Consider the following 18,341-nt stretch of genomic DNA (forward strand, 5'->3'; position numbering starts at 1 on the left):
GCGGGTGCCTCAGCGGAAATCAGTACACAACAATATTTTTCATCCGATTTGGGGTGTCCGATATGTTGATCGCACTTGCTGCACTGCACACCGGAACCGGGGTGACCACCACTGCTGCCGCATTGGCGGTAGCCTGGCCAGGGCCCGGTACCGCTGTCGTCGTGGAGGCCGACCCGGCCGGTGGCCGCCTCGGTGGTCTGTTGTCGGGGGATCCTGGTGCCGGGCTGGGGAGTCTGGCTCGTGCTGCCCGCTCGCCGCACCTTCCGGTCCGGCTGGCCGAGCATGCTCGTCTGTTGCCGTCCGGTGTGCCGGTGATCGCCGCGCCCCGGGCACCGAGCGAGGTCCGGGCGGTCTTGACTGCTCCGGTGTCGGCTCCCGGGCCGGACGGGTCTGTGTTGGCCGCAGATGCGGTGCTGATCGCAGATTGCGGCCTGGCCGATCCGGACTCGGCGGCATTGCCGCTGATGGCCGGTGCCGATCTGTTGGTCGTGGTGGTCCGCGCCGATCGGGTGGACTCTGCGACACGAGCCCGGCTGGCCCGCCTCGCCGTCGATGGCCCGCCGAAAGCGTTACTGCTCATCGGTGAGGGACGCACCGGTGAGATCGCCGCCGCGCTCGGAGTTCCGGTCGCTGCGGTCTGGCCGCTGGACCCGGCCGCCGCGCAGGCCATCGTGACCGGAGACTGCACCACAGCCCGCAGCGGCTCCCTGTACATCGCCGCGCGTGGTCTGGCCGACACCGTGGCCGCTCAGCTGATCGGCAGCGCCCGCCCCCGGTGTGACCGGCAACGGCTGACCCGCTGGTGGCGTACCCGGGCGGGTGCCCCGCGTCGCCGTGTGCCCGGCGTTTACCGACTCGACACTGCCGTCTCGGCCCCCACCGCCGCCATCGACTCCCCACCCGGACCGGCAGCAGAACCACCGATCCAACCGGCTGCGGCCCACGGCTCGGCGGTCGTGCGGGGCTGCACGACCGGCAGCGACGCCCCCGTGCGCGGTTCGGTCGAACCAACGGCGGTCCCCGCACCGTCCTCGGCTGTGGTGGTGCCGCTGGCTGTCGAGGTATTCGGTCGGCTCCGCGTGCTGTGGAACGCGAGCCCGGACACCGATCCGATCGAGATCACCCGCCAGCTGCGGCCCCGCCAGCGCGAACTGCTGACCGTGCTGGCCGTACACCCCGACGGTGTCACTCGCGACACCCTGGTCGAGGCCCTGTGGGCCGGGCAGAACCTTCGCCGCCCCGCGAACGCCCTCAACACGGTGCTGTCGCGGCTGCGAGCCTCGGTCGCCGCAGCGACCGGTGGCGTGATCACCGACATCCTCGACGGGGACAAGGTCCGTTACCGACTCGACCCCCGCCGGATTCGCGTCGATTACCGCGACTTCAGCGCGGCTGTCACTGCCCTGCGCACCGCCACCAGCGACGACGACCGGAAGCATGCGTGCCGCGCGATCCTCGCCGCGGCCAGCGGAGTCCTCGACGAAGATTTCACCAGTGACTGGATCGCACCGATACGGGAGAACGCGCGCCGAGACCGCCTCAACGCCCTGGGCAACCTAGCCCAGATGCTGGTCGACTCCGACCCCCGCCAAACCCTGGCACTGCTGGAAACCGCGCTCGTCGCCGACCCCTGCAACGAACCCATCTACCAAGACATCCTGCGCCTGCACGCCCGCCTCGGCGAGCCCGCCGCGCTCAACCGCACCCTGGCCCTGCTGAACCGCCGCCTGCAAACCATCGGCGACATCCCCACCCAGAAAACCCTCGATATCGCCCGGAGATTACGGGACCAACCACCCGATAATAGACCCAACGTCGACGGGCACGCCAAAAACCCACGAGAGAAACACCGACCCTGGCCCTCATGACCCAGAGAAGGATATCCGAAAGGCACATCGGGGAACCTTCCCACCGTTTACCGAAATAGTGCGGCGAACGGGAAAGGTATCGGTCATGGTGAGTGCGGCGGTAGCCGGGCGGAATGAAAGAATCGCTGCCGGACGCCGAACGGAGAAAGGATTGGCGTCGGCCGAAAGTGGAGAAGTCGATGATATTCGTCCAGCGTTGAGAGTCTGTCATTGAGGACCTGTGGGTATTGGGCTTCGTTTATGCCGGAGGGTCGCGCAGATTGTGTCTCACCGCGAGGGGCTGGAGCGGTGCGCGTCCAGGGTCGACCACCCTGGGCAACCGAGAGAAAGCCTCGGATGCACTGTCCGCCGATACGGGGGTGAATAGGGGGGCGAATACGGGGGCCGATACGGGGGCCGGTTGAGATCGGCCCACCCCCGCAGTCGTATACATGCAGGTAGAGAAGGCATTCGGATCGGTTCCCGTGTCCAGGCTGTATGGAATACAACAGGGATACGACATCGCGGGCGGTGGTGGTGGCGTGGTCGTCGGGCTGGGGGGTGTGCTGTGTGGCGGTTCGGGAACGGTTCCGGTGGGTGTTTTGCTTTCTGGAATCGTTCGAGTGCATGTATTGAAGGCGTGTAATGCCGGGGCGAGCCCGTTCCTGTATGTGTCGGAGGGGGTTGCCGTGGCTTGCCGTGTCGAATTCTGGCGCGAGGCTGATGCGAGGTCGGTGCCGCGGTTCGGGTGCCGGTAGGGCGACGGCGAAAGTTTTTCGGGAATGGGGTTGAATCCGTGGGTGGTGCAGAGATAGCTTCGACATATCCCGGGGTGAAACATTGCAGGACCACCCGAATTGCCAGACATCACGCGCCGCGCATGCAACCGTTCACCGGAATGCCACGCGACCCGTTTTCCGATAGGAGTTCCGAAATGACTGACCGCGCCCCCACAACCGCAGCCGGTACCCGTTTGGCCAATGGTGAATTGCGCGCCATGGTGGCGCGTGCGCTGGCCGAGAACCCCGGCACCGAATACGGGCCCCGCCAGGTTCACGCCATCATCGGGCATTCGGCCGGTGCGATCGGCAACGCGCTGGCATCGCTGGCCGCTGCCGGGGACGCCGATCAAACCCAGCAACGGCCCCGCCGCTACCGCGCCAACGCCGCCACCGCCACGGCCGCCGCCGGGGCACCGGCCGCCGCCGCGCCCCGGCGGGCCCGCCCCGCCGCCGCGGCGGCTACCCCGTCCGCCGCCGCACCGGGCCCGCTGCCCGACGCCGCCGCCCTCGGCTATCACGCCGCCGCGTTCGGCCGCTGCGCTGCCGCGCTGGGCCGCCAGCACGCCGCCGCATGGGGCCGCCGCGCCAGCGCCGCCCTGGGCCGCACCACCGCCCGCGCGGTCGCCGCCGCCAAGGCCGCCGCCCTAGCCGCCGCCACCGCCGAACCCGCCACCCCACCGGCCGCCCCCGCCCGCCCGGCCGCCACGCGAACCCCGGCCAAGCCCGCCCCCCGCCGCGCAACCCGCACATCGGCGTCGGCTGCCCCCACGCCCGAACCAGCCACCCCCAGCCCCATGGCGGGCGGCACCCCTGCCCCCACACCGGAACCCGTCGCCACTGCGCGGCCGGTGTCGGGCGACGCGCCACACACCAGCACCACCCCGGCCCCGGCCGCCACGCGCGCCCCGGCCACGCCTGCCAGCACCCGCAAGACCACCAAGAAGGCCGCCGCCGAGCTCGCCCCGGCCGCTACCACCCGCCCCGGCAAGCCCGCCCCCAGGGCCAAGCGTGCCCCGGCCACGCCCGCGGGCACCGGTCACCCGAGGACCGCACCGGCACCGACATTGAGCACCCCGGCCGCCCCGGAGAAGGCCGGGACGGGCGCACCCGCCGGGCCCCCGCGGCGCGTGCCGGAGGCCGCCCACGCCGCCTGACCCCGAACGCCGGGGCGCTGTCCGCACCGACGCCCGCCCCCGCCCCGGCATCGAGATCGCCCCCGCTGCCCGAACCAAGGCCAGGGGATCGCGAAACATCCTCTACCGCAACAGGATCGGAGAAATCGAGATGACACCCTACTACCCGTCTATCGGACCGACCGGCCCGCGGTATCTGCGCCCGCGTGATGTGATCGCGGCCCGCGAACGCCAGCACACGCGCGACACATTGCACGCGGACCTGGATCGGGCCTGCGCCGCCGACGATATCGACACGGCCCTGGCCTGTGAGGATGCGCTGGTGCGGTCCGGCATGGACCCGGCCGACCGTCGCACCTGCGGGCGGTGCGGGTGGTGGGCCGACCACGCCCACCCCGCCCGCGACGACGGGGCGCACGACTGGGCGACGGTCGGCGGTCAGTCCGGGCACATGCGGGCCCGCGACATCCGCGACGCGCTCATCGTGTTCGACCGCGCCGCCACCGCGACCGCCTGGACCCCGTGCCCCGGCGGGGCATGGACCGAAATCACCTACGCCGACACGACTTTCACCGTTTTCCTGGCCGATGAACCGGTGTGTGCGGCGTTCATCGTGGACCGTACCCGCAGCGGGCGGCGCGAATGTACGCCCGCGTTGAACGTGTGGCTCGACGCCCGCGCCTGGGCCATCGCCGAGGCGTACCACCGCACCCCGACCACGCCGGGCACCGGGCCCACAGGAAACGAGGACCTGTCATGATGCGCGACAACCACGACGAGCACGACTACGACCTCGATACCGCTGACCTGGACCAGGTGAGTGTGGCCGAGTTGTGGGCCGCCCGTGACGAGGCCGCTTACGCCCGCGATCTGTTCTGCGCATTGCTGGCCGACAACACGCTCGAAGACCGGGGTGCGCTGGCCGCTGCCGGGGGCCGCCGCCGCACCTGCCGCGCGTGCGAGAGCTGGGCTGATCACGTGCACGACCCGCTCACCGACGAACCGATGGACGTCGCCTGGCCGTTCCGGTTCACCGACGTGGACATGGCAGCGACGGCAGTGACAGCGGCACGGGTGTTCGCGTTGGCGTCGGTAGCCCCGGCCCAGGACTGGACAGAGCGGGCGGACGGGGCGGCCCGGATCGCGGTGGAGCTGGACTCGATCCGGTACGAGGTGATCCTGCCCGCCCCAACCAACAGCGACAGCCGGTCCCGGCGCGCCTACATCGGCAAATGCCGTCCCCTCGAGATCGGCGGACGGTTCCTGCCCCTTGTGCACGCCAACACCCGCGCTCACGCCGCCATCGCCGACGCCCGCCGCTACGTCCGGCCCACGCGGGCCGACGCCCCCGCCGGGGCACGGGCGGGTTGCTCCGATCGGCCCGCGCAGCTGTAACCGGCCGCGCCGGGTGCAGGCCCTCACGGACAGGCACCCGGCCCGGGGATTGGCGAATCGTCCACTGAATCAACCGAATTCGAACCCGCACAGAAAGCGAGGCACATACCGTGAACACCGACCCCACCACCCCGGCCCCAGGGCCGCAACTGACTCTCGCCCACATCACCGGCGGGTGCGCCCAACGCAACGACGTGATCGTTTTCGCCGAACGCCACGGCGTCCCGCTGCGCTACCGCCTGCATATCGACAACACCCGGCACCAGTCGTACTTCCTGGTCGAGGCGTACGACCCGGACCGGCGGCAATGGAACGGGCTGTGGACCATCCCACCGGCCACCTACACCTTCGACGGCTACGCGTGGCAGGAAGCCGCCCCCGAATGGCCGCACATTGCCAGCCCCTACGGTCGCGACCCATTCCACAAGATGACCAGCTGGCAGAAGATCATCGACAGCCTGACCCGCTACGCCGACCGGATACTGGCACCCCCCGCCCCTGCTGAACGTGTGGACCGCGCCCGCGAAACCAACAGCCACACCGACGTCGGCGGCTCGGAACCCGACCCGGACCCGACGCAAGCAGCGCCGGACCGCTGACCGGCCAGACAGGGCCCCGCACCGGTGCCCGTATCCCGGCACGGGCACCCACCGGACCGCCGAACCAGACCACTCGAGCGTGACACGACCACCGGGAACCTTTGGGCACCAAACACATTCGGAACAAGGGAAGAGAAGATGGCAGAATCGTCGAGCAAGGGCGGCGCGGTAGCGTCAGCCGCGCTCGTCCCGATCTACGAGGTGAAAAACACCGTCACCGGCGATCAATTCATCATCTACGCCCCCGCCGACCACGATGACGAGGGAATGTTCATCGCGGCGCACGTGACCGGCGCGCCCGTCGGTTCCGTCGCCGCGCCGCGCATCCTCGTCGTCCACCCTGACGACATCGGCGAGTACGCCACGGACACCGTGCGTCTCATGCGCGCCGCCTCCACCGGTTTCGCCGCGATCGTGTGGACCAACAACACCGCAGGCGAATTGCTCGCCCAGTTGCCTCAGTGACCCCCGCGAGCGCGACCTCGGCCACCTGGGCAGGGCCCGTCCGTTCCCCGCCGTCGGCGACAACAGGAAGGGCCCACCGCGGTGGGCCCTTTGCCGTTGGAATGTGTGGCGCGCCTTATGGTGCGCGCTGGTGTTTTGTAAACCGTTCTGGCTTCGGATGCCTCGGGGTTGAGGCGAGCTACCGGATCGGTTGTTGACGCGGCGAATTCCGGCCGTCGTTTCGGCTGTGTGCCCCATTCGAACCGGCGGCGAATGGGGCCCGGTTGACATTCATGCCGTATCGAGCGTCAATCATTGATGACGGGGAATGTAGGCGGCGGTGCGGGCCGTGTTCCCCGACCATCAATCGGCGTGCGGTATCCCGGATGGGGATCATTCCGGGCGCTTTTCATTCATGGAACAGGAGCGGGTGGCATCGTGAAACATCAAATTGTGGATACCGTTGTATTTCATGCGTTGCGCAGCAGTAACCTCGAGGCATTGACCGGATTTGTTGCGACGAAGGTCGCCGAGGGCTATCAGGCCGGTGACCCGTTCGTCGCCTCGGCGGATCAGTGGCAGGTCAGTATCCGGCGGTCGGCCTCGGCCGACCCGGGGCGCGTCGACATCGAGGCCAGTGCACGGCCGTGGGGATCACCTATATGCGCGAAAGCATCGAGCACGTGATGCGCGACAACGCGACCCATGATGATCGAGGCGCGGTCAAACAATCGGCCAAGCTCAGCGGTGCCGATTACGTGTCCGTGCAATGCAATTCAACCGGGCGGATCGGCCGGTTGCTGTTGATGGACCCGGACCGATGCAACCACGGCATTACAGTGTGCCGGGAATGCGTCGGAAGCTGGGAAATAGATTACGACGTGCGGTACTCCAGCAACCAAGCCGGACGAGAACTATCGGCACAACACGCCACCCCCAAGGAACGAACCGCGCCCACCGGATAGGCACCCCGTTCCCCACGGCCCGGGGCAATCCGCTACCGCGCGGATCGCCCCGGGCCGTAGTGCCGGGTGAGCCGTATGTGCTGGGTGGCCTGGATGGAATCGGGCGGCGTGTACGCGTCGACGGGGGCGACTGTTGCCCGCGGGTTGTTGGTGGGTACGCGCCGGGCATCCGAACCGCCCGGGTGTGCCGCACCTGTTGACGCCGGTGCCCCGCACGCGCCCGTTGCCGTGTCGATGGGTGGTCGGGGTCGGCCGGTGTCAGTCGGGGCAGGTGTCGGGGCCGCCGGGGCCGCTGGACATGCGTCGGACGGCGTGGGCGGCGGCGGAGGGGTTGGAATAGATCCGGCCGTCGGTGAGCATGAGGCCGCCGTCGCCGGTCACTACCGCGCTGGCCTCGCTGTGTGAGTCGTTGGTGAGCACGGTGCCGACCTGGATCTGTCCGGCCTCGATGAGGTCGCGGACCGTGATTCGGGGGCCTCGCTCGAACGGGAAATCGTCGCCGAACTCGTAGTCGGTCCACTCCCGGGCACAGGTGGCGCACACCGAGCTGTGGTCGTGGCTGCATTCGTCGCTGGGCATGATCGTGAATTGGTATTGCCGGATCGCTCCGAACCGGCCGGGACGGTCGAGGCGTGCGTAGGTTTCGTCGAGTGTCGCGGTCACCGTGTCATACAGTCGTGCCGGGCGAGTGTGGCCCCTGCGCCGGGGCTGGCTCGCCGGATTTGCCGGTGCGGGTGTCGGCGCATGTGGTGCAGCCGTTGTGGTGGCGGTCGCCGCATTCGTCGAATTCGGCGTGGTCGGTGATCCAGTGCTGGGCGGCGTCGAGGTCGCCGAGGTGGCGCAGCAGACCAGCCAACGCATCGACCTCGGCCCGGCTCAGCCACCGGGCGACGGATTCGGAAACGTCTCCGGAGAACACGTGCCGGAACCGGGACAGGATCTCGTCGTCGGGATAGGGGGTATCGGTACTCATCAGTCGCCTCCACGGTGTCGGGGCAAGGGTGGAACGTTTCGGTTGATGGAGAGGGGAACATGCAGGGGCCCAACGAAATCCGGGCCCCTGCATGTCGTGTGCGGGATCGGCGTATCGCGCCGGGAATTCAGGCCCCGTCGGCCAGGGCCCATTTCTTCGGGGCGTCGCTGGTGCGGCGTGCGATACCGAGGGTGGTCAGCTTTTCGAGGGCATTGTTGATCGCGCCGCTGGACAGGTCGCGTTGGTGGATGTCGTCGAGCCGATGCTTGAGCGCGGTCGGGCTGAAGTCCTGCCCGGGATTGTCGCGCAGGAAATCCTCGACCATTCCCCGCAACCCGCCCGAGGGCAATTTCTCCGGCTTGGTTCGCTGCGCCGGTGCGGGCCCGGACGCGGGGGCCGCATCGGTGGCCTGCGGGTCGGCCCCGGCCGGTTCCCGGCCGCCGCTGGCGGGCGGGGTGGCGGCGGTGTCCGGGGTCGCCGGTTCGGGTGCCGGGGCGGCGGACGCGGGGCCGGGGGCCGTGTCGGCGGCGGTGCCGGGGGCCAGGGCCCATCGGTATCCGGTGCGGGGTGCGTCGGGGTCGTCGGTGCGTACCGCGGTACCGTCGGCGGCCCAGCGGGACAAGATGGACCGGGCAGTCGACACACTCATTTCGGCAATGTAGGCCAAGTAACTAGCCGTCGACCCGGGATGGGCGGCCAGCGCCGTATGCAGGGCGGTTTCATTGGCGTTCGGTGTGGTTGTTGCGGGTGTGGACATGACGTCTCCCGTCGGAAAATCGTGAATTCGATGTGGTTGGGTCATGTCCCGGCCGGGACGGTTCCCCGCGCGCGAATTGCGTCGCCATCATTCGGTTGCGGGGTACCACCTACATGGACGCTCGCTACCCGCGTGAATGTCAAGCCGATATCTAATAAGATGCCCGTCTTCTTTCAGCGCGATAACCGGGGCCCGTGGTGACTATTTTCCCGGCCGGTTTCCGGCCAGCGGACGCGGGAATTCCCAAGAGAAGCGCCCGGTGGAACAAATACCTCGCGCGCCCTATCCGGCTACAGTGCCCCGGGCACACGGACTTTCTGTGATCGCAGGAGTCCGGCAAGGCCGCCAAAGACATTGTCGACCTGGGGTACTCCGGGAAAGCGCACAACTCACGGCGAAAATATCCAGGCGATGTCGACGCGCCGACCGAATTCTCGCCGCGCGGGGCGGTGATGGTGAATCCGGCTCGGTCCACGACCTGGTCGCTGCCCGCGAGCAGGTGCAACAGCCGGGAACTCGACGTCGGCAACCGCGCCTAAATACGCCGCAGCGGCCTGGTGAACACGCGTCGCCGTCCCGGTCGGCCGCTGGTGCGCGCGCCCCCGCGTCCCGCCGGGCTGGTGCGAGCCCAGTGCGCGCACCGGCCCGGCCCGGGATTACCGGGCGCGGTCGAGGAGATCGGTCAGCCAGGTGGTGAGTTGCTGCAGACCGGTGGAATATCCGCTCTGGTGCACACCGGAAGCGAAGAACTGAGCCGCGTCGGTGCCCTGGCGGGCGAGATCGGTCAGCGCGGAGGCGGGGGTGCTGCCCCCGGATGCGGCGGCGGTGCCGAGGGAGGCCAGTGGTGCGGCGGTGGTGCCGGTGAGCGCGGCGGCGGCGACTGCGGCGAGGTCGGCGGCTACGGGGACCAGTCCGACGAGTTCCAGGCCCGCGCCGAGTGGGTCGCCGGTGGTGAGTTTCTGCACGGCCTGCCATGCGACCTCTTGGGCGGTTCCGGCGTCGGTGGCGAGGCGGTTGATGTCTAGGCGGGCCAGGACTTCGACGATCTGTGCTGCGGCCCCGGTGACGCCGCTGGTGTCGGCGGGGGCGAACAGGGTCAGGATCTGGGCGATCAGATGCAGGTCGACCTGTGAGGCCATGGTGATCAGGGGATGGAACTGGTTGTTGAGGTCGGCGGCGATCTGGTGGGTGCCCTCGATATCGACCGCGGCCAGCTTCTGCGGCAGCGCGAGCAGGTCGGCGCCGATCGTGGGCAGATTCGCCGCGGTCGAGGCCATCCCGGCCAGCACGATCAGGACTTGCCGTGTCACGGTGGACGCGTCCAGGTCTCCGAGTCCGCTATTGGTCGCCGTGCTCTGCGGGGAACCGGGGGTGGTGGGGGTGGGGTTGCCGGTGAACGCGCGCCCGATGGTGGTCACGACCGGGTCGGTCTGCGGGGACACCGAGCAGTAGAGGTCGCCGGTGGCGCAGACCGTGCGGACCCGGCCTGCCAGGACACCGAAACCTGCGGTGCGGGGGCCTTCGACGCCTTCGCCACCGGCCGGGCTGCCCAGCTGCGGGGTGGACGAGTCGCGGCGGGGGTCGGCGACGAGACCGACGGCGAGGATCCGTGAGGCCGGTAGCGGGCCTTGGTTGTTTCCGATGCGGGCGGCCAGGTCTCCGGCGATGTCGGCACCCTGGGAGTAGCCGACCAGGATCACCTGGGTGGAGGCGCACAGCCCGGACAGCACCGACGACAATGCTTGCGCGCCGGAGGATTCCGAGGACGCATAGGTCGGGCTGAGTGAGGCGGAGTAGGGTAGCGACTCGATCGCGAGGTCGCTGCCGTAGCGGGTCTGCAAGGCGTGGGCGACCGGGGCCAGCATCCCCGACACCGGCTGGCCCGGGTCGGCGGCGGCGCTGGTTTCCCCGGTGCCTTCCACGAACACCGCGGTCCACTTCGCGCACCCCGGGACCGGGGCGGCCAGGCCGACGGCGGGAACCGCGGATCCTCCGGCGGCCAGCACCGTGGCCGCGCACACGGCCACACTCACCGCCCGCCGCCGCAGTGGGCTGCGACGCCGCCGCAGATCACCGGATGCGACAACAACGTGTGATTCGATCATGGGGAACCTCCCGAACGTGCCGAGTACGGACGCGGAGGCTGAACTCCTCCGCTACCGGAAGCACTCCTGTCCGAGAGCCGAAAACGGACAACCGGGATGGAAATCAGATGGAGCCGATCAAGCGTGGACCACGCCGCCGGACCCGGGCATGCCGCTGTAGCGCCCTACTTCGGCCAGGTGCCAGCACTGTGCGGGCCCGGCGCGCGGCCTCTGGTGGGAGCTCACGGTGACCGGCGCTCCCACGGGAGGCGTTCGGCGAACAAGTGCATCTCGCGCCATGTCCGAACGCATTGCCGACATACGGACTTTTCGTGATCACACAAGCTGGGTGCGGCCGCGACAGGGATGTCGACCTCGTCTATCCGGAACACCACATCCCGTGAACAGTCAGGAATGTAGGAGCATTCTTGCAGAGCGCTGACGGTCTTCTTTTTCGACGACATGGCAAGGGGGTCCTTTCGCATGGATAGTCGCGCGCGCACGGTGCCTGATCCGCGTGATCAGTGATAGGCTGCAGATCTGCTCCGGTAACGCCGGACAAGTCTGATCCGGTAATTTTCAGGCATCTTTCCTGAGCTGATGACATGGCGGTATTCACACCCTGTCGTATTCCCTTCGACGTCCGTGAGGCGTTCTCGTCTCTTCGGGAGCCGGAAAAGCCCGGTGATTCCCAGGCGGTCGGCGCACGAGGGCGCGGGTCACATTCGCGCGCTAGATCCGCGCAGTGCACCAGATTTCATGACGGATCATCGGCGGGATTTGTCGTTCGGCGGACCGTGAAACACGGGTGATCCGGGTCCGTGTCCTGGATGCGAGCAATGATGTTGTCGCCCGGTTGGAGGTCGTCGGCGTGGATTTGCAGCAGATCCAGCTCGACGACGTCGGGGTCGTGCGGGACCCATCCCAGCGAACGAAGGGCTGCCTCGAGGGTGAGGCCGTGATGGTCCATGCGCGATTGGATGATTGTTCGCGGGATGTGGGCGCGGCGGGCCCAGTCCTCCAGGCCCATGCGCATGCCGAACGCGGTGTAGGGCACCCCGGTGCCCAGCCGTCGGTCTACCTGCGGCTGGGCAGTGATGGCTTGTTCGGGGTCCCACCCGTCGCGTAGTCGTTTCCGTAAGGTGACCGCGCCGCAGTTGGCCCGGTCGTCGACTGCCCATCGAGATACTGATTTCGTTTCGCCGAATGCGGTTACTTCGAGCCTGAAGTTCGGGCCGTCGGGTCCTTTGGCGAGTGCCTGCGCGAGTGTCATTCGGCTTCTCGTGGTCCTGATGACGAGAGTGTTGTATTTGATCCCGCTCTGTTCGGCCCATCCGCGCAGAGTCAGGGTGCGTCCCTCGTGTGTGAATAGCCGGGGTGCGGCGTCGCGTTTCGGGCGGGTGATGGCATCGCCGGGATCCCACCCCAAAGCGAGGCGAGTGCGTAACAGGGCCCGCTTCACCGTGCACCGCGGGTCGTTCGACCAGGCGGCCAGAGTCTTCGATTCCCCGAATGCGGTGATCATTCCGCGCGCTCGCTCCCACTCGAAGCTTTTTCCGTACTTCGTGCTGGTCTTTCTCATGGCCGGTCATTCCTTTCCATGGGTTCGATGATAATGTTTTGCCGTTTTTGTTCCAGCGGTGATGTGGCCAGGCTGAGGAATTCGGGCGAATATGTATTGTCCCGGGTGGAACTGGTGGAGTGTGAGTGTTGAATATCTGCCGAATGCCTCCATTTATCGATATGTCGCGCCACAGCAACCTCCGAGCGTGCCAGATGCAACATCGTTGCGGCCGGTGCCGTAACTCCCGGTCCGCTACATGTCGGGAGGCAATCACGCGACTCGCCAAAACCATTCCGAATTGCTAAAATTGCACAGTCGCAGAATGTGTCCAGTGTTGCATTCATTGCTATAGATCCTGTTTAGCCGGATGTGTCGCGGCGAGGAAGTCGTCGCCGGGGTATCGGAATGGTTTGATTTCGACGCGTTTTCCGAAGTCGGGTGCGTCGATCAATTTTCCGGCTCCGAGATATATGCCGACGTGGTGGATGCCGTCTTTGTTGTTGGCGTAGAAGATGAGGTCGCCGGGGTGGATTTGGTTTTCCGGGATGGGGGTGGTGGCGTGGTATTGCTCGTCGGCGGTGCGGGGCAGGTCGATTCCGGCGGCGGCGTAGGCGGCTTTTGTCAGGCCGGAGCAGTCCCAGCCGCCGGATGTGTCGGGGCCGTTGCCTCCCCAGACGTAGGGTTGGCCGAGCTGGGAGCAGGCGAAGGTGAGCGCGGTGACCGCGGCCGGGTCGAGGGCCGAGATGTGTTGGCAGTCGGTGGATTCGGGTTGTGGTGTGGCGCGGTAGCGGGCGGCTTGGTCGAGGACTTGGTGGACATACCAGTCGGCGTGGTTGTAGGCGAACAGGGCGCGGTGTAGGTCGGTGGGTGCGCCGGTGTCGCAGAGTTCGTAGGCGGCGGCGTGGATGGCGTCGCTGGCGTTGTAGCGCGACGGTGGGCTGGCCCCGCCCGGCGGCAACCGGTGCCGGGCGGTCACCGAGTCGAAGGTGGCTGCCAGGAACTGCATCGGACCTGCCGCGCCCGCGGAATTTTCGCCGCCGCTGACTCCTGGCAGGGGGCTTCTGCCGTGGTCTGTCTCGACTTTGCCGATGGCGGCCAGGATGGTCCAGTCCAGGCCGGGGCAGTCGCGCGACGCCTGGCGGTAGAGCGCGAGTTTGTCGGCGGGGATGTCGGCCACGGCGTCGGGGCTCGGCACCGATCCGCCGGTGGCGGGGGCGGTGAGGCTGGTGCGGGCGGAGTCGACGGCGACGACGGTGACGGTGACCGCGCCGATGGTGACGGCAGCGAACAGGGCCGTGGCGGCGGTACCCGCGGCTGCGCCGAACATCACGGCGTGGCTTCCCGGGGCGGGCGTGGTGGCGGTGGTGGGAGCACGGTGCGCCGGTCCGCCGCCGGGTTCTCGGTGTTGTCGGGTCCGGTGGTGCCGGTTGGCTGTGGCCAGGCGGTGGTGAGCCGGTGCAGGGCGAGCCGGGTCCGGCCGCCGCTGGCCGCCGGGGGGTGCAGCGGCAGCCAGACCGGCCCGGCCGGGTCGGTCTCGGCGGCGGCGGTGTAGTCGGCGGCGGCGGTGGCGATCGGCACGGTGGCTGGGTCGGGTAGTGCGGCGGCTGTGGCGTGCAGGGCGGTGCGGGCGGCGGCTTCGCGCCCGCTGGTGGGTAGCCACAGCAGTAGTGGGGTGGTGATGCCGGTGGCGGTGGCCAGGTTCGCGTAGCCTGCGAGTTTGCCGCAGACCTGGGTGAGTGACTCTGTGCCGCAGTCGTATTCGAGGAAGAACTCGACACCCGGGAGGCCGGGCTGGGTGGGGTCGAGGCGGCCGTAGCCGTCGGGGCGGGCCAGGTCGCCCCACAGCCGGGTGCAGCGGGTGTGTGACCACCACGCGGTCAGCACGCCCTGAGTGGGGCTGGTGGTGGCGAGGTCGGTGAACCAGTCGTTGACGGCGACGTCGTGGCGTAGCCGGAGGCTGTGGGCCAGTGCGAGTGCGCGGTCGTGGCGCCAGCGCAGCTCGCGGATGTCGAGGCCGTGCTCGCCGGCCAGGACCGCGGCTCCGGCCGGGGCGAGGATCCAATGCCAGGGTGCGGTGCCGACCAGGCGGCGGGGCCGGAAGCGGTCGATCACCCCGGTCTGGTGCAGGGTCTGCAGGCGTCGGCTGGCGCGGCGGTCGGCGGTGAATGCCAGCGCCGCGATCTGGGTGGTGGTCAGGACGCGATGCTCGTACAGCATCCACAGCAACCACCGATCCCGCCCGGTCAGCACCGTGGCCAGTGCGGCCTGCCCGGCCGGGACGGCCCGCCGGGGTGCGGGCGGGAATCGGTGCGCGCGGGTCGGTCCGCGGCGGGTGACGTGGGTCATCGGAATACACCTCCAGCGGCGGGGGACGGGGATGGCCGGGGTATACGGCGGGAATGCCGGGTGGCAGGGCCGTGTCAGCGGCGGCGCGGGTCGTGGCGGGCGGTGCCCGGGGCCGGTGTCGCCGATCGGGGGCGGGACGCGGGCGGGGTGGGCGTGGGCCGTGCGATGCCGTTGGTTGCGATGCCGTTGGTGTGGGTGCGGGCGGCGGCGCGGATGTGGGCCGATCGGCCTCGGATGGGCGGGGGAAGCGGTGCGGTGGCGACGGTGAACGGGGGCGCGTTCTGGCCTCGGACGAACAGGCGCGCGGCGGCGTGGTAGGCGTCCAGGTGGGCGAGGTCGTGCTCGCTGAGCTGGGGCAGGGTATGGCGGGCCAGGTCGCGGGCGTCTTCGGGTGACACGGCGAAACAGATCTTGTTTCTGGCGTTGGTGGAGACCGCGTCGCGCAGGGTGGGGGTGAGCTGGCCGAGGTTCTGATGCGCCAGCACCATCGACAGTTTCAAGGCCCTGGCCTCGGCGAGCATGTCTTCCACCGGTGTGGACGAGTGCAGGAAGTTGTGGAATTCGTCGAGGTAGAGCGCGGCGTCGCGGCGCTGTGTGGCGGGTGTGGCGGCGCGGGCGGTGACGGCCTGCCAGGTGCGAGCCACCAGCAGCGCACCGACCAGGCGGGTGGTTTCTTCACCGAGCCGCCCTTTGGGCAGGCGGGCCAGCACCAGGCCGCCCTGGTCGAGAATCTGGCCGATGTCGACGGTGGCCGGGCCACCGGCCACGGCGGTCTTGACGAAAGGCCGCAGCAGCAGGTGGCGCAGCTTGTTCATCAGCGGCGCGGTCAGCTGGCCGCGCCCGGCGTCGCCGAGGGCCTCGAAGTTGGTCCAGAACCCGTGCAGCACAGGGTCGCTCACGGTGGCGGTCAACCGGGCCCGGTAGGTGTCGTCGGTCAGCAGGCGCGCGACGTCGGCCAGGGTGGCGGGTGCGGGTTGAGTACATACCGTCAGCAGGCTGGAGCGGAACAGGTCGTCGGTGCGGGGGCCCCAGAACTGGTGGTAGATGCGGGCGAAGATGGTGCCGAGGTTGTCCACGACCAGGTCGAGGTCTGCGCCGACGGTGGTGGTGTCGAGGGGATTGATACACGGAGGCGGGCTGGCGGAGTCGGCGTCGAACAGCACCACGGTGTCCGCGCAGCGGCGTGGTAAGCGTTTGAGTAGGTCGGTGATCAGGTCGCCTTTGGGGTCGATGAGGACCAGACCGCGCCCGGCGTCGGCGTCGGCGAGCACCATCTGCCCCAGCAGCGTCGATTTTCCGCATCCGGTGGGCCCGAGGATGTGGACGTGGTGGCGGGCGTCGGCGACCCGCATGGCCACCGTCCGCCCCGGTGCGGCGTCGGCTGTCCCGAGCGGTTTCGTGGCCGGTCCGGCGAAGGCGACGATCGCGCTGGGGGCCAGCGCGCGGGCTCCGGCGCGGTGGATCTCGGCGATCCCCGCGTCCAGGGGCAGGTGCGCGATCGTCGCGAGTTCCGGCGTCGACAGCAGGTCACCGCGCCCGAGGCGTCGCTCGGTCAGCACGGTGGACAGCCGGAAGCGGCGGTGCCGCGCGTAGTGGTTGTAGTCCGAACAGCTCGAGAAGCAGGACGACAGCGCATGGGCGCGGCCCCGGGCGACCTTGCGGGCACGGACACATGCCTGCGTGTCGCTGCCGGTGGGGACGGGGGCGGTGACGGCGTAGCGGATGACGGTGGCCCAGTGTGTGCCGCGGGTCTTGACCGCGGCGGCGCGGTCGCGCGCGGATTGTTCCAGGCTGGCCTGCCGATCAGCGGACCGCGGAGCGGGCCGGGGTGCACCGTTGCGGGTCTGTGCCCGGCCGAAGAACAGGCCGAACATCTCACGAACCAGATCCCCCGCTATCCCGGCCAAAAGACCCGATGCCAGCCCTGCTCCCCGGCCGGGGCGGCTGGTATGGCGGGCGCGGCGGCCGAAGACGGGGCGGGCTAGGACCTGCAGGCACGCATGGTAGCCGGGGGGCATGCCTGCGGCGGCGGCGATCAATGCGGCGGCGGAGTCGCCGTGGGAGTCGGTGCGGATCGGCCACTGCTCCGGTCGACCGAGCCGCAGCTCCCCACCCACCAGCACGTTCTGGTGCCCGGCGACAGGCGGGGGCATCGGCGGTGCGGCGGCCACGGTGCGGGTGCGCGCTCCGCGCCAGGATGCGGCGACCGCGTTCTCGACCAGGTGCGGCGGGACAACCGACGGCACCCAGATCCGGATCACCGCACCGTCGTCCGGGCTGATCCGGTATTCGAACCCGAGGTGTGGGGTTCCGAACAGCATGCGCCGCCACAGTGGGTGTTCGAGTGCGCCGTGCAGCTGCTCCCACAAGACTTCTGCGCTGGTGGGCTGGACCTCGGGCGGGATGAGGATCTCGACGTGGCGGGCCCCGTCGGCCCAGCGCCGCTCGCGCAGCCTGCGTACCCGGGCGGTCAGGGCGAGGATGCCCGCCGCGGCGAGGACGGTAATGCAGGCCGCCGGGACCGCGTAGTGGACGGCGAGCGCGAGAACGCGGTCGCCGACAACGCCGGGGTGCGTGAGCAGCTCCCCCACCGTCGGCCCGTAGCTGCCGCCGTCTGCGGGAGTGGTCTGGGTGTGATATCCGGTGCCCATCACTGCGGCACCTCGACGTAGGGGTCACCGTCACCGTCGTCGGCATCGGCATCGGCATCGGCATCGGCATCGGCATCGGCATCGTCGGTGAAGTCGTTTTCGTTGTCGACGTCGATGTCCTCGTCGTCTTCGGCAGGCCAGTCGACTTCGTCGGCGCCGAGGTCGATCTCGGTATCGTCGGTGTCGTCGCCGGGGAGGGCGATGTAGCCGGGGTCGTCGGTGTCGGTGTCGAACTCCGGGGACGTGGTCGCCAGCTGGTGCTCGGCGAGGGAGGCGACCGAGGCGAAGACGGTGCGCTGGTGCGCGCCGACAGCGAGGAGGCCGTGACCGCGGTCGGCGGTCAGCAGGAACCGACGCTCCCCCTCGGACAGGCCGAACGCGTCGCCGACCTCGTCGATCGACTGCGGGGCTTGGCGCAACAGCACCTGGGTGGCCGCATTGGCGACGATCGCTCGACCGAGATCGGTGGACAGCACGTCGGGTCCGTCCTGGGTGGCAACGGTCAACCCGGCCAGATACTTACGGGCCGACTTGGCCAGCCGGAACAAGAACCTCGCTCCGGCCGGTTGCCGCATCAGCAGCCATGCTTCGTCCACCACGACCAGGCGGGGCCGCCGCGTCACGGGGTCGCTGACCCGACGCCAGGTCGCGTCCAATGCGAGCAGGGTGCCGATGGTCTTGAGTTCCTCGGGCAGGGCCCGCAGCGAGTACACGATCAACCCGCCCTCGGCCCCGTGGGTGGTGGCACCGTCGAGCAGCTCACCGAACGCACCACCGCGGACATACGGGGCCAGGGCGGCG

The 18,341-nt window shown here is 69.2% G+C and carries 17 protein-coding genes; 8 read left to right on the forward strand and 9 right to left on the reverse strand.

Annotation, left to right across the window (positions count from 1 at the left end; genetic code table 11):
* Positions 1-62: 62 nt before the first annotated feature.
* The 8 genes from HPY32_RS32695 (at position 63) to HPY32_RS32730 (ending at position 7,165) form a co-directional block, all read left to right on the forward strand.
* On the forward strand, positions 63-1,868 hold the full coding sequence (locus HPY32_RS32695; protein ID WP_171983146.1) for an AfsR/SARP family transcriptional regulator: 1,806 nt from the start codon (positions 63-65) through the stop codon (positions 1,866-1,868).
* 913 nt (positions 1,869-2,781) lie between these two features.
* Positions 2,782-3,783 (forward strand): hypothetical protein, encoded by a 1,002-nt coding sequence (locus HPY32_RS32700; RefSeq protein ID WP_171983147.1) that lies wholly within the window; start codon positions 2,782-2,784, stop codon positions 3,781-3,783.
* A gap of 130 nt (positions 3,784-3,913) precedes the next feature.
* Positions 3,914-4,522, forward strand: coding sequence for a hypothetical protein (locus HPY32_RS32705; protein ID WP_067578666.1), 609 nt, complete (start codon positions 3,914-3,916; stop codon positions 4,520-4,522).
* A complete protein-coding gene (locus tag HPY32_RS32710) occupies positions 4,519-5,157 on the forward strand; it encodes a hypothetical protein (protein ID WP_156673897.1) in 639 nt (212 codons plus the stop codon). The genes HPY32_RS32705 and HPY32_RS32710 overlap by 4 nt, the downstream gene beginning before the upstream one ends.
* Before the next feature lie 110 nt (positions 5,158-5,267).
* Positions 5,268-5,756 carry a hypothetical protein gene (locus HPY32_RS32715; RefSeq protein ID WP_067578671.1) on the forward strand — a complete coding sequence of 163 codons (489 nt, stop codon included), beginning with the start codon at positions 5,268-5,270 and terminating at the stop codon, positions 5,754-5,756.
* A gap of 138 nt (positions 5,757-5,894) precedes the next feature.
* A complete protein-coding gene (locus HPY32_RS32720; protein WP_067578672.1) occupies positions 5,895-6,221 on the forward strand; it encodes a hypothetical protein in 327 nt (108 codons plus the stop codon).
* A gap of 351 nt (positions 6,222-6,572) precedes the next feature.
* Positions 6,573-6,887: a hypothetical protein gene (locus HPY32_RS32725; protein WP_171983148.1), complete on the forward strand. Its 315-nt coding sequence runs from the start codon at positions 6,573-6,575 to the stop codon at positions 6,885-6,887.
* A complete protein-coding gene (locus HPY32_RS32730; protein ID WP_156673899.1) occupies positions 6,863-7,165 on the forward strand; it encodes a hypothetical protein in 303 nt (100 codons plus the stop codon). Before HPY32_RS32725 ends, HPY32_RS32730 begins: the two co-directional genes overlap by 25 nt.
* A 258-nt stretch (positions 7,166-7,423) precedes the next feature.
* Here HPY32_RS32730 and HPY32_RS45080 read toward each other — a convergent pair whose 3' ends face one another.
* The 9 genes from HPY32_RS45080 to HPY32_RS32775 all read right to left on the reverse strand — a co-directional run.
* Positions 7,424-7,828 carry a restriction system modified-DNA reader domain-containing protein gene (locus tag HPY32_RS45080; protein WP_067578674.1) on the reverse strand — a complete coding sequence of 135 codons (405 nt, stop codon included), beginning with the start codon at positions 7,826-7,828 and terminating at the stop codon, positions 7,424-7,426.
* Between the two features lie 4 nt (positions 7,829-7,832).
* The gene (locus tag HPY32_RS32740; RefSeq protein ID WP_067578675.1) at positions 7,833-8,138 is read right to left on the reverse strand and encodes a hypothetical protein; all 306 of its coding nucleotides are present in this window, start codon (positions 8,136-8,138) and stop codon (positions 7,833-7,835) included.
* Between the two features lie 127 nt (positions 8,139-8,265).
* On the reverse strand, positions 8,266-8,787 hold the full coding sequence (locus tag HPY32_RS32745; protein WP_171983149.1) for a hypothetical protein: 522 nt from the start codon (positions 8,785-8,787) through the stop codon (positions 8,266-8,268).
* A gap of 764 nt (positions 8,788-9,551) precedes the next feature.
* Complete coding sequence (locus tag HPY32_RS32750; protein WP_171983150.1) at positions 9,552-11,000, reverse strand: cutinase family protein; 1,449 nt, start codon at positions 10,998-11,000, stop codon at positions 9,552-9,554.
* A gap of 736 nt (positions 11,001-11,736) precedes the next feature.
* Positions 11,737-12,561, reverse strand: coding sequence for a hypothetical protein (locus HPY32_RS32755; protein ID WP_171983151.1), 825 nt, complete (start codon positions 12,559-12,561; stop codon positions 11,737-11,739).
* Positions 12,562-12,889: 328 nt separating this feature from the next.
* Positions 12,890-13,870: a C40 family peptidase gene (locus tag HPY32_RS32760; protein ID WP_171983188.1), complete on the reverse strand. Its 981-nt coding sequence runs from the start codon at positions 13,868-13,870 to the stop codon at positions 12,890-12,892.
* Positions 13,870-14,889, reverse strand: a complete 1,020-nt coding sequence (locus HPY32_RS45860; RefSeq protein WP_171983152.1) for a replication-relaxation family protein — start codon at positions 14,887-14,889, stop codon at positions 13,870-13,872. Before HPY32_RS45860 ends, HPY32_RS32760 begins: the two co-directional genes overlap by 1 nt.
* A 74-nt stretch (positions 14,890-14,963) precedes the next feature.
* Positions 14,964-17,540 carry a type IV secretory system conjugative DNA transfer family protein gene (locus tag HPY32_RS32770; RefSeq protein WP_171983153.1) on the reverse strand — a complete coding sequence of 859 codons (2,577 nt, stop codon included), beginning with the start codon at positions 17,538-17,540 and terminating at the stop codon, positions 14,964-14,966.
* Positions 17,540-18,341, reverse strand: an 802-nt coding sequence (locus tag HPY32_RS32775) for a TraG/VirB4 family ATPase (RefSeq protein ID WP_216676406.1), incomplete at its 5' end; no start/stop codon positions are given. The genes HPY32_RS32770 and HPY32_RS32775, both read right to left, overlap by 1 nt.

It is taken from the genome of Nocardia terpenica, assembly GCF_013186535.1.
GTDB lineage: Bacteria > Actinomycetota > Actinomycetes > Mycobacteriales > Mycobacteriaceae > Nocardia > Nocardia terpenica.